The organism is Terriglobia bacterium (assembly GCA_020073085.1).
Classification (GTDB): Bacteria; Acidobacteriota; Terriglobia; order JAIQFV01; family JAIQFV01; genus JAIQFV01.
In genome coordinates this window covers 193785-206373 of the sequence record JAIQFV010000013.1, presented here as the reverse complement: position 1 = coordinate 206373, position 12589 = coordinate 193785, and the positions used below count along the sequence as shown (strand labels likewise).

Here is a 12589-nt window from a genome sequence, read left to right as displayed (position 1 = left end):
GAGGGTCTGTGGCACGGTAGCCCTCGGATCAACACTGAGTTGCAGGAGATTGAAATGGGTGGCATTCGCTCAGAAGAGCCCATGACCGGTGGTGCGGTATTCGTCATAACCTGCGTGCACGCCAAGAGCGTGCATATTCCATAACCCGGCTCTTTCTAGAGCAGCCCCGGCTTGCTCGGGAGTTCCCGCAAAGCTGAAAATTCCTGCTGCGGTTTGGTTGGATTCAAGCTGACTATACTGGAACGTAAAAGTGAACCCCCGGAAGTCGCCCGAACCCTGAATTGTGGTGGGACTGGTTCCATTTACGAACACGCCGCTCGAAGAGGTTGCATTTTCAACCCCAGCTGGCGAAAAGGACACCCCATTCGGCCCTACTTTTGCGGTGTACTGGATGCCATTTTGGTCTACAAGGTTTCCACTCTGATCGTTACTGATCTTCGTGGCCGTGAAGTTTCCCTTATCGTCCAACGTGCCTTGCACTAGAGCCGTCTGTGCTTCGCCGTTCTTATCATACCCAACTGTTTGTTTCTTACAAGTATCGGATTCTTTCTGGCAAGTGAGATAGAAATCCAGGCCTGTCGGGTCTGTGAGGGTTACCGGATTGTTGCGAGTGTACAAGTACTTGTTCAGGGTTTGGGGATCCTCGAGATGTCCGCCGAGTAAATCCGGGCACGCGAATCTTCCCAGGGCTGAACTGTGATAGCGCGCCAGAAAGTAATCGAGCCCGGACTCACTGTCTCGCTCCTTGCCAGTGAACTTCTGATTGATCCCGTCAGGATCTTCGTAGCCCATTGCCCCCGTTCTTCCGCCTATGCCCGTTGAAATGGCTTCTCCAAACGGCAAATAGTCATGACGAGAGATCACGCCGCCCGACGCATCCGTCACCACCCGCGTGCTCCCCAGATGATCCGCCGTCAGGAATTCAGTGCCGCTAATGCTATTGCATCCTGATCCGCTGCAGTATTCCGCCACCAACTGTCCTAGCACGTTGTAGACAAACACGGTGGTGGCAATTGCTGATTGAACGGTTTTCTTTACTCTTCGTCCATCGCCATCATAGGCGTACGTCGCGGTACCGTTGCTGAAATTGGTCAACCTGTTCTCGGCGTCGTAGGAGTAGCTCACACCACTTGGTGCTTGAGTCAAGTTGCCCGCATTGTCGTAACCAAAGCCGGTTCCTGCCTGGAATCGATTGGTGGAGCTGTCAATCGCGGGCGCCGGAACCACAGTGGGCGGGTTTGAAAGATACGGAGGGGATTGCACATTCGTCCGGTTGCCGTATTGATCGTAGTCGTACATCTGACTCCAACCCGAGGTCTGGCATTGGCCGGACACCACCGGCTCGTAAATCCCCGTCAAGCGATTCAGCTTGTCGTAGCAGTACCCCTGCGTCACATTCAATGCAGGCGTAATGATCTGCTGAGTAACCACATTCCCGTTATTGTCGCCCGTCCCGTACGTGTATCCAAAACTCGCGAGATTCCCCAAGCTGATCTGTGTCGGCTGGAGCCGGTTGTTATAAATGGCGCTCTCCACCAGTCCATTGCCCAGATTCATGGACTGCACCGCTCCATGCGGCCAGAAGTTCGAGCTGTTCGGCATGGCTGTATAGCTCCTGTTCGTCTCCCCGGCCTTTTCGCCGGTCACTGCGTTGACCCGCCCCGCCGGATCGTAAGCTGTCGTAACCTTTCTCCCCGACGGATACGTCTCTGCGGTCAACTCCCCAGCCAGATTATACGCGTAAGTGGGGTTTGGCGAGGATCCGTAAGTCTGGCCATCGGTGACATGGTGGGTCATTGTCACTCGACCCATCTCATCGTACGCGTCGAAATAGGAGCCGTCCCCGGTGCAGCCGCTGGCCAGCGTCACCGATCGTGGCCGACCGACCCCATTGGATGCCGTGTCGTAACAGTAGGACACCGGAGCCGTCGGGGCGACGCCCGATCCCTGAGGAATATCATACGACTTGGTCAGTATCCGATTCAATGCGTCGTAGGTGTAATGGGTGGTGACATTGCGCGCATCGGTCTTGGTCATCAGGTTGCCGTTGCCGTCGTAGAGCGGATACGATGTTGTGCCGCTCTCGGGGTTGCCGGCGCTCGTCAAGCGCTTCAGGGAATCGTAATTGAAAGTCCGGTGTTGGCCGCTGGGGCCGCCCTGGTTCACTGTCGTCAAATCATCCAGCACGTCGTATCCGTACGTCGTTGTGGCATAGACCGCTGTGCTCGGATATTCCTGCATCTCATCGACTTGAGTAAGCCGCCCCAAGGCATCCGTGGTGTTGCGACGCTGCTTGTTCGCAGGGTCCCAAACAGTCGTTTGATTCCCCCAATAGCTGGAATTGGTGACCGAGCCGTCGGGCGCCGTCACCGTGCGCACGCAGGAGAGCGCATCGTAGCCGTAGGTGGTGATCCCATCGGTTGCCAAAGGAGTGACTCGATGTGGATTGGACACCGAGTGTTTCCGCCCCATCGCATCGTAGGTCGTGTCGACTACAATGTAATTCGATGCCGTTTCGTATTGGCGGGTCTGAGAGACACGGCCCAAGCCGTCATACACGGTCTCGCCCCTCAAGGCCCCATCCTGATAGCCGTACGAGGTTTCCGGGGCCGCTGTCCCGTCCACCCTATTCCTTGTGATGATATCGTTGATATACACAAGATAATCTATTTGTGGTAAATTAAGTGTGCGCGGGGTCACCCCACTTGGCGGGACCGCGGATCAGAATGGCCCACGATCGATGGACCATCGAAGAAGAGGCGCAACCCGAATGACATTTGCTGAGAATTCAAATCTCTTTGAGGGTAGATCGACGTGAGCCCATCCACGCCCAGTGCCGAAAAGAACGCGCGCAAGTCCATCCGCATGACCCTGAAATTCCCCATGACCATCCTGGGACGGGACCGCAACGGAAAGGAATACGCGCTGGTGGTCGAGACCATTGATGTCGGCCCGCGCGGGTTCTGCATTGAATTGCCGAGGGACTGTGCCGCCTCCGGAGATGATGTCTTCATTTCAATCGCGACCAAGTTCAATGCCCGGGCAAGGATCCGATGGCTGGACAAGGGAAGTAAATCGAGCGATTCAGTGCGGTGCGGGATCGAGCTGGTCGAACCGTACAACAATTGGGTACTGACCGAATAGAACAGCTCGAATCCACAATGGCATTGAACAGAACTGCTCGGCGCGGCGGACACGGCACTGCGGCTCCCGGACCTTTGACTTCATGTTTTCCCTCATCCTCAACATTCTTCTCTGGATTGCCGCGGCCTGGCTCCTCTACCCTTTGGTGTTCATCCGGTTTGATCTCGGGGATGTTCAAACCTCTTTCTTCCGCTCCATTGCCGGTGTGGCCCTGCTCATCATCATGTTTGGAAAGAACATGGTGGACATTATTTTTCTCAAGATGGAGCAGAAGGAGCTTCAAATCCGGACGGCCGCAATGAACGTGGCTTTGACTTACATCTTTATCATCGTCAGCGTCATCTCATTTGCCATCTCCGTGCTTCTGATGCTGGCCACCCAGCAGCAGTCCTCCTCTCCAACTCAACAACCACTGTATTGAAATTGCGGATTTCGGAGTGCGGATTTTGCATTGTGAAATTCCCATTGCGGAGTGCCGATTGTGGATTTTGGGTTCCGTTGAAAGAAGGTAGACGCGAGAAGGACGGAGACCCAATTCCGCAATCCGCAATCTATTGATGACATTGTGTGACACTTGATAGGGGAACCCGCGGCGCGGAGCGACCTGAGCCCGGATAGGACAGGAGGGCGGACGGGGACGGCTGAAAGCACCCCTCGGTGGGCTTTCTTGTTGAGAAAAGGATGGCAGGGCGGACGAGGACGTCCGCCCCACACCTGAAACGAGAAATCAGTTCGAGCGCATCTGGAAACTGGTGACGGTGGCTTGTTCCACGGTGCTGCAATTAAATCCGAAGGCGCCTTGCTTGAAGGTGTTGTCCTGCCAGGTATCTACGGCCTGCCCGTTGATGGAGGTCCGGATCGTGCCCCCTGAGACACTGATCATCACATGGTAAGAATCGTTGCGTTTGATCTTGAAAGGGAGCGTGACGATATCCAATGCCCCCGCCGCCTCATTAGAGGCCGGCCCACTCAGGTATTTTCCGCCGACATAGAGGTATTTGATCAGGCTGTTCTTCGGGTATTCCCGGGCCTTGTCATCCGTCAACTTGAGGAAATAGAAATTCTGGTGATCGCGCGCGCGAATAATGAAATTCACGCCCTCCTTCTGGATCTTGACGTCGAATGTGGCCGTATAATTCTCCCAGTCGGACGCGTCCTTGAGCAGTCCAAATCCGTTGATCCGCATGCCGGGTTTCCCCTTCTCCGTCACCGTCTCAAAACTCGCTGCCGACCAACGCGACAATCCTGCGCCGAAAGTCTCCACGAAGTTCATTTTCTCCTGCCGGGCTTTGCGCTGGGCTTCGGCCTGTTGCCGGGCCCGTTCTTCGTCAAGGCGGCGCTGGGCTTCCTGTTGCAGTCGTTGCTGTTCTGCCAGTTGGGCCGCTTCCTGTTGCTTCCGCTTCTCCTCGTCGGCTTTGCGTTGCGCCGCCTGTTGGGCTGCCTGCTGAGCCGCCAGCGCCTCTGCCTTCGCCTTCTCGCGTTCCGCTTTCTTGCGCTCGAGTGCCGCTTTGGTGTCCGTCGTAAACTGCTCACTGGACAGTTTCTGAAACAGATCGAGATTGGCGACACGCCATTCATCGACCGCTTCATGATGCTGGTCGCGCCACTGTGCCACGCTGTCGTCGGTCACCCGGATGTCGTCTTCCGTGTCCTTCTTGCCGTCCGGGCCAACCGATCTCAAAACGAACGTGTTATTGGATAGATCCACCAGATAGATCATTGGATTTCCCCAGCCATCATTGCGCATCTGGGCGTCATCCATCACGCTCCCGAGATCCTGCAAGGACTGGGGCAATTTCTTTCGGGCGGTTCGGTAATTCTCGACGGCAACAAGGATTGCATTCATCCTGCCGAGGGTGTCATTGAGCTTCTCATCCTGGGGCGGAACTTCCGGGGTCACGACGGGCGGTGGAGGGGCCGGCGTAGTGACCTGGGTCTGCTCAGCCAGCTGGGCCGCCTGCCGTTTTGCCCTGATTCTCTGAATCACCATCGCGCTTCCCAGGATAATTCCAAGCAGAACGATCGCCACCACCACTAGTATTCCGACACGGCTCTTTCGCTGTGGTGCCGGCGCTAGCGGTGGTTCTGTCACGGCAGCTGGGGGCAACGGGGTCCCCAGGCCTGGTGGAACCGGTTGTGGGGTCATGGGGGCCCCCATGACGGTCTGATCCGCGTCATAGGAGCGGGGCACGGCCGGCACCCCCGCCGGCACTGAGGAGGGAGGAGCAACCTGCGGAGTTGAAGACTCAAACAGATCCTGTGGAGTGAAGGCCTGCGTTTCCGGCGGAGGCGCAGGCCCTCCCCCCGGACTTGGCGGGGGCGTGGGGGTATAGAAATCCTGCTGCGTAAAGCGCTGCGTAATCTCTGTGGCCATCGCAGCTTCCGGGGGCGCAGCCGCTCCACCTGGAATGGTCACTTCAAACGGCACCGAGGACACAATACGAGCCCCGCACTGGGGACAAAATCTCTCGCTGCGTGGAAGGGTCCACCCGCAGGATGCGCATCGCACCGGCCCCGGGCCCGCCGAAGGGGAGGGGGTGATGGGGTCTTCCAAGAGCCCGCTGCCGCATTCTTTACAGAATCTCTTATCCGGAGGATACGTTAAACCACAGTTAGCGCAATAAGCCATGAGCCGCTCCAAAACAATGGATTGAATGGGAACTATAGAACCGGATGGGTGAGAAATCAAGCTTCCGGTACAGGGTGAAAGATGGAGCGGACCCAACCCCAAACCGATTTCTTTCCGGCTGGCACCCAGGCTTGAATTTGGGGCAGGCACCGGCGCATCGCCTGCTCCCCCGCCCATGCGATCTCGCGACAGTGTTCGAAGTCATCCCAGGCAAAGTCATTCACCTCCGGCTCGATGATGACGTCAGCGTTTTCCCGAGCCGAGCGCATGGCCGCGTGGCCCACGATAAACATGGACTGAAGCACGATCTGAAAGAAATTCTGCGGGGGGTGGCGGGGATCGAGCCGCGTGGACGCATTGACCGCAATGATCTTGTCGACGCCAAGTTGTCGCAACGGTTGCACGGGGAGATTGGCAGCCAGACCCCCGTCCACCAAAAAACGACCCTGGAGTCCGACCGGGATGAACAGCCCGGGGATGGCGCAACTGGCTTGAACGGCGAGTTTCAAATTCCCCCGTGAAAGCACGATGGTCTCGCCCGTTCCGATGTCTGTCGCCACGGCATAGAATCGCTGCGGGAGCTCCTCAAAGGTCTCTACCTTGATCAAGCGGTCCAATACGCGTTGGCTGTGGTGGATGGACGCCAACCCGCGCCTGGAGAGCGTCAGTTTGGCAATGTCCCTCCAGCGCATGGTGCTGCACACCTCGACCATCTCATCAAACGAGGTCCCGCTGGCATAGGCGGCGCCAATGACACTGCCCGCGGAGGTCCCCACCAGGTGGTCGATGGGAATTCCGGCCTCATGTAAAACCTTGAGAACGCCGATATGCGCGAATCCGTGCGCGGCCCCGCCACTCAGGGCCACTCCAATCGTCGGTCTCTTCTTGCCCGGGTCACTCATGGGAATGCCAGTACAGGAACCACTTTGTGCTTCTGAGGACTTCGATGCACGGACTCACTGGAGGGATGGTCGCTATTGTCCCGAGCCTACTCCACCAGAACTTTCAGGAATTTTCTCTTCCCCACCCTGATAATAAACTCCCCCGCGACGGAGAGGTCGAATTCCGCGGTGACGCTGGAGGCGCGCACTCCGTTGATTTCAACGCCTCCCTGCTCGATCAGACGATTCGCCTCATTCACCGAGGCGGTCAGGGAAAGCTGCGCCAGCCACTTTGGGAGGCGAATTCTTTCAGGAGACCGGGAAACCCTTCTGACCTCCATCTCGGTGGGCACATCCTTTGCAGAGAAGACACGTGTGAACTCCTCGCCGGCCTTTTCCGCCGCCCCGGGCGAGTGGAAGTCCGAGATAATGCGCTTGGCCAGTTCCACCTTCAGTTTCATGGGATGACGTCCCCCGGAGCTCACCTCCTGCCGCCACCCCTTAATCTCATGCACGGAGGCATCGGTGAGCAACTCCCAATAGCGAAACATCAAGGTATCGCTGATGGACATGATTTTCCCAAACATCTCATTGGGCGATTCCTCGATCCCCACATAATTGCCAAGCGACTTGGACATCTTCTGGACGCCGTCAATCCCCTCGAGCAGCGGCATGGTCAATACAATCTGCGGGGGCTGCCCGTAGCTCCGCTGAAGCTCCCGCCCCACCAGGAGATTGAATTTCTGATCAGTCCCCCCCAGCTCGACGTCCGCATTCAGGGCCACCGAATCAAATCCCTGAGTCAACGGGTACAACAATTCATGCAGCAGGATCGGGGTTTCCTTTTCAAAACGGGCGTGAAAATCCTCGCGCTCGAGCATCTGGGAGACGGTGTATTTTGAGCAGAGGCGGACCCAATCTTCTCCCCGCAGGGCTCCCAGCCAGCGCGAGTTGTAATCGATCACGGTTTTGTGGGGATCGAGGATCTTAAACACCTGCTTCTTGTACGTTTCCGCATTCTGGGCGATCTGCTCGGGAGACAGGGGCGGTCGCGTCGCGTTCCGCCCGGAGGGGTCGCCAATCAGGGCCGTGAAATCACCAATCAAAAAAATGACCGTATGCCCGCAATCCTGGAAATGCTTGAGTTTCCGAATCAGGACGGTGTGACCGAGATGAATGTCAGGGGCCGTGGGATCGAATCCTGCCTTGACCCGCAAGGGCTTCCCGCTCTGAACCGCCACGGCAAGGCGCGATCTCAACTCATCGGCCTGAATGATCTCAACCGCTCCCTTGGAAATGTACTCGAATTGTTCTGCGGCCGTCCTGCGTGAAAGGCTGTCCAACGAAGACTCCTCGACTCTCGCAATGCATTGCCCGCTCAGCGATCTGTTGGAACGATAACCTATGAGGCCAATCCGGAATCCCCGCGAGTGTATCATCCGCAATTTTTCACTGTCAACGAAACGAAATTCCAATATCCAAATGCCAAAATCCAAATAAAATTCAAATTCCAATAGCCAAGGGCCAAACCGGTACCGAGGATCAGAAATTTAGGTGTCAGATGAAATTCGTATCCTATTCAGCTCCCGCAGTCTAAAATGATGTCTCTCCAACGAAGCGGGCTGTGTTGCGAATTATCTATCCTTGGTTGTTTGAGGTTTGCCCTTTCGATTTTGGTGCTTATTTGGATTTTGGACATCGGAATTTGATTCTCTGAGAAAACTCCCTGCGCCTGTTTGTCATCTCAAAGGGCTGAGGAGGAATCACCAGGAGGACATCCATGAAAATCTTACATCGCGTTTTTCTCGTCATGACCGTGCTGCTGTTCTCGTCAACATTCCTGAGCGCGGACACAGTCGAGCTGAAGAACGGAGAGGTGATTCGCGGCCGATTTGTCAGTGCGGACCAGAGTTTTGTGAAAATTAAGGTGGGCACTGAGGTCCGCACCTTTCGGACCGAAAAGGTGACATCCATTCAATTCGACACGCCCGGTGAAGGGGTGCCGGCACCTCCCGGAAATGAAAACGTGCCCTCGCAGGGCAGTGTGCCTGTTCCAGCCGCGGCTGCGCCCGAACCGGCCCCGGAAACCCCGGCCATGCAGCCGGCGTCGCCCGCTGTGGCTGCCCAATCCGGCCCCACGAATCATGAAGTCACCCTCCCCGCCGGAACCCTTTTTCCAGTCCGGATGATTGATTCTATCGACACCGACAAGAACCAGGTGGGCGATCATTTCAGCGCCAGCCTGGATGATCCTGTGGTGCTCGATGGCGAAACCATCGTGCCCAAGAACACCATCGTTCACGGACGCATCATTCAAGCCAAGGAATCGGGGAAGATTTCCGGGTCGCCGGAGATGCGCCTCGAACTCACCGATTTTACATTGAACGGGCGGCAGATCTTCCTTCGTACGGGGGAATATGAACAGACCGGAGAAGGCCGGGGAACGCGCAGTGCTGAGATGATCGGGGGTGGGGCCGCGCTCGGCGCGGTGATTGGGGCCATTGCGGGAAAGGGCAAGGGAGTGGCCATCGGGGCCGCCTCCGGCGCCGCCGCAGGAACCGCCGTGCAGGTCCTCACCAAGGGCAATCAGATCAAAATACCCTCGGAAACGCGACTGAGCTTCCGACTTGATCAACCCGTGAAAATCCCTCCACGGGAGGACTGACCAAGCCTATTTCAGGACTGATTCGGATTAGCGGCGAGGAACCTCCTTGCCGCTTTTTTGTTATTGGAGTTAAAAGAATGGTTCACCGCAAAGACGCCACGGTCACCGGGACCTTCATCCTACTCCGCGATCCCAGCGACTCCGCGGTACACCCGGCTACCGCCAGTCTCCCAGCATGATGAAGGGCGCCCAGAAATAGGGATTGGCGTACTTGGGATTATGGAGGATCGCGATTTGGGCGTGTTGTAAGGCTTCCGCTTTGGGGACTCCCTTGCGCAATTCGTGGTAGAAACTATCCATGATCTCGGCGGTGGAAGGGTCATACACGGCCCAGAGGCTGGCCACCACGGTATTGGCTCCGGCAATCGAAAAGGCCTGTGCCAGGGAAGCAATCTCGGTTCCAGGATCCTTTTCTCCCAGTGCGGTCTCACATGCGGAGAGGGTGACAAGCGAGGTGTTCTCCAAGGGCAGGTCGTAAATTTCCGAAAGCCTCAGTTTACCCATCCCTTTTGTGCCTTCACTGGCCATCTTGATATAGCTCTCATTGACATCGGCGCTATCCAGGCGGCCGTGCGTGGCGAGATGCAGCAGATCGGTCCCTTTCGGGAGATCAAAGAGCCGTTCTTTCTTCGCTTCCCACAGCATGTAGACTTTGGAATTCGGATAGATCAGCTTCAGCCGCTCCACCTCATCGAGCGCCGAGGGGAGAGTCCCATCCGGATTACCGAAAGCCACCAGGTTGTCACGCTCATCGCTGTGATTCTTGACGAACACGAGATCAAAGAGATCGGACGACGAGAGATAGGACACCGCTTTCGATTCGATCAGGTACTTGAGACTTCCGTTCTCTTCCTTGGCCAGGGCCGGGAACGGGAGATAGTAGAGCAAACCCGAAGGGATAATCGTGATCACTTTCTTGGTGGCCATGTCTTCTTCGACAGGTGTGATCAGGTCCCTGTAGAGTTGGACGACCGCAGCCCTCACGGTTGGCATGGAGGACTGTCCCACCTCGGCGGGGGCGGGACCGCGGATGCGGCGGGTCCGTGTCAGCATGCGGGCGCGGAGCTGATCCACCGTACTGCGCATCTCGCCCCGATAGGTCTTAACGAGGGAGTTCAGCTGCTCCCGTGACACGGCCACGCTTCGCAATTTGAATTCGGTGTTGGTAATTTCGAAGATATAGAGGGCCGTCTCCGAGGGAAAGTATTCCAGCACGAGCGCGTCGGCCGGAATCAGGCGCTGAACCTTGGCGAGCGACGGCGGTTTCACAGTGACGAACCGCTCATAATCGGGATGAATCTGCCGCAATTCATTCACCACCCGGAAAAACTGGGATTTGTTGGCGGCGAGCAGTTCGCTGAGATGATCGATCTTCCGGGAGGAGCGCAAGGGCTCGGTCTTTGCCCGTTCGGCCACCAACTGTTCCCGCAATCTCGCCTCCGCGTCGAAAAGGTCTTCGGCCTCATTCATCAGTCCTCGAACCTGGGCGCTCTTGAAGGGAATCGACGTCAGCTTGATCTTGTCCTGAAGCTGTTTGGATTTGGACCGCTCCAGGTACTCGTAAGCTTTTTCATGATCTCCCGTTTCGATCAGCAACTGGATCAACAGTTCGTAAACGCCCTGTTTGTTGGCGAAAAACATGGCGTCCGCCAGCGTATTCGGGGCCACGCTGCGCCGGATCTCTTCAATGACATCCACCGAATCCTTGAGGGCGGTAATGGCGTCGGTTTTCTTATCTTGTTCCTGAAGCACGCGGGCCTTCCCCCATTCCGCGCGCCAGAGCGTCTCGGGATGCCCGATCGCCTTGGCTGTCGAAATGGCTCCGTCAAAATGCCTCGCCGCAGCTTCGAAATGTTTCGCTTGAAATTCCAGCATGCCGAGGTACATCAGCGTTTCGGCTTCCCCCCGCTTGTCCCCGATCTCGCGCCGCACTTGAAGGGCCCGGTCGAAGTATTCCCTCGCCTTGGCCGGATCTCCCTGGTCAAGGTAGAGGGCGCCCAGGTCATTCGCCGCAAAGCCCTTCAAACTCCGGTCTTTTTCTTTTTCCGCCAAGGCCAGCGCCTCAGACAGGGTACTGATGGCCTCGCCCACTTTCTGGGAATTCGCGTAGTCCCCCGCCACGTTGCGCAAAAGCAGTCCCGTGAGAACGGGGCGGTTGAATTCCCGCACTTTCTCAAGGGCCCGCTGATGGTAGTTCGCGGCCGTCTTGAAATCACCGAGCCGAAAATATGCTTCCCCGATTGAATTCAAGATGTCACCCTCATTGCGTGAATCCTTGATGGATTGGGCGAGGGCCAGGGCTGCCAGATAATTATCGATAGCCGCCTTGTAGTCACCCCGGTAATGCATCGCCCATCCCAGGTTGTGAAGCGCGTTCATCTCCAGCGGGGCAAGCGCATTTTGCTGCGCCATTTCGTATGCCTGTTTGGCGGCATCCCGCGCCTTCAGGTACTCGCCCACCGAGAGGTAGGCATCGGAGAGATTAATGAACAACCGGGCCATCAAGGAGGGATTGTTCAGCTCTTTGTACAAGGGGAGCGCCTTGTCGAAGTACTGAAGGGCGGAAGTGTAATCTCCCATGCTGGAATAGAGCAGGCCGGTATTCTGCAGGACGGCGGCTTGTCGCCGCTTGTTTCCGACCGAAACGCTCAGGTCGAGGGCCCGCCTGTAATACTCGAGCGACTTGTCAAAGTCGCGACGGTCCGCGAAGACACCCGCCAGTCCGTTGACGGCCACCAGGGTCCCGTTGGGATTTTTGATCTCCTCGGCCACCTGCAAAGCGCGGGAAAAATTAACTTCAGCCTGTTGCGATTTTCCGAGGGCGGAGTAAATCGCGCCCAGATGATTGCTGACTTCAACGACGGACGCGGGGTTCTTATGCTCCTGGTAGAACTTCAGAAGAAATTCATCCAGGGTGATGGCTCCCTGGTAGTCACCCTGGGCCGTCTTTGCGCGGGACAACAGGAACGAGGCGGTCGCGGTATTCTGCTCATCGTGTTGTTCGCGAAGTTCACTCAGGAGAGGGAGGAGAATCTCTTCGACCGCCTTCCAATCGCCTTTTTCCACCAGCGCAGCCGCCTGCTTCAGCCGCGACTCAACGCCCGGACTCCCTGCCGGAGGCTGCGCCCAAAGAGCGGCAGACGCCACAAGAAGAAAACTCAGAAGGCCACAGGAGATTAATTTTCGCATTGAGAAGACTTCGTTTCGAGAAGCGATTTAGATTTTCAAGCCCTCTGAGCCGTCATGCCTCTCGTCAGACTGTCTGCAACA

At 56.8% G+C, this 12589-nt stretch carries 8 protein-coding genes; 3 read left to right on the top strand and 5 right to left on the bottom strand.

The genetic code is table 11. The features are described 5' to 3' along the window. Window positions 1-69: 69 nt before the first annotated feature. Window positions 70-2658: a hypothetical protein gene (locus tag LAO21_14900; protein MBZ5554006.1), complete on the bottom strand. Its 2589-nt coding sequence runs from the start codon at window positions 2656-2658 to the stop codon at window positions 70-72. A gap of 156 nt (window positions 2659-2814) precedes the next feature. On the opposite strand from LAO21_14900, the gene LAO21_14895 reads away from it, so the two are divergent. Together LAO21_14895 and LAO21_14890 are read left to right on the top strand one after the other, a co-directional pair. Then, window positions 2815-3144 (top strand): PilZ domain-containing protein, encoded by a 330-nt coding sequence (locus LAO21_14895; GenBank protein MBZ5554005.1) that lies wholly within the window; start codon window positions 2815-2817, stop codon window positions 3142-3144. An 82-nt stretch (window positions 3145-3226) separates the two neighbouring features. After that, window positions 3227-3565 carry a hypothetical protein gene (locus LAO21_14890; GenBank protein ID MBZ5554004.1) on the top strand — a complete coding sequence of 113 codons (339 nt, stop codon included), beginning with the start codon at window positions 3227-3229 and terminating at the stop codon, window positions 3563-3565. A gap of 306 nt (window positions 3566-3871) precedes the next feature. On the opposite strand, the gene LAO21_14885 is transcribed toward LAO21_14890, so the two are convergent. The 3 genes from LAO21_14885 to tyrS form a co-directional block, all read right to left on the bottom strand. Then, window positions 3872-5773 carry a zinc ribbon domain-containing protein gene (locus tag LAO21_14885; protein ID MBZ5554003.1) on the bottom strand — a complete coding sequence of 634 codons (1902 nt, stop codon included), beginning with the start codon at window positions 5771-5773 and terminating at the stop codon, window positions 3872-3874. A gap of 56 nt (window positions 5774-5829) precedes the next feature. Further along, entirely contained in the window at window positions 5830-6675 is an 846-nt protein-coding gene (locus tag LAO21_14880) for a patatin-like phospholipase family protein (protein MBZ5554002.1), read from the bottom strand. An 86-nt stretch (window positions 6676-6761) separates the two neighbouring features. Next, the gene (tyrS, locus tag LAO21_14875; GenBank protein ID MBZ5554001.1) at window positions 6762-8093 is read right to left on the bottom strand and encodes a tyrosine--tRNA ligase; all 1332 of its coding nucleotides are present in this window, start codon (window positions 8091-8093) and stop codon (window positions 6762-6764) included. A 341-nt stretch (window positions 8094-8434) separates the two neighbouring features. On the opposite strand from tyrS, the gene LAO21_14870 reads away from it, so the two are divergent. Continuing rightward, window positions 8435-9319, top strand: coding sequence for a Rho-binding antiterminator (locus LAO21_14870; protein ID MBZ5554000.1), 885 nt, complete (start codon window positions 8435-8437; stop codon window positions 9317-9319). Between the two features lie 156 nt (window positions 9320-9475). Here LAO21_14870 and LAO21_14865 read toward each other — a convergent pair whose 3' ends face one another. Further along, window positions 9476-12508, bottom strand: coding sequence for a tetratricopeptide repeat protein (locus LAO21_14865; GenBank protein ID MBZ5553999.1), 3033 nt, complete (start codon window positions 12506-12508; stop codon window positions 9476-9478). Window positions 12509-12589: the final 81 nt, after the last annotated feature.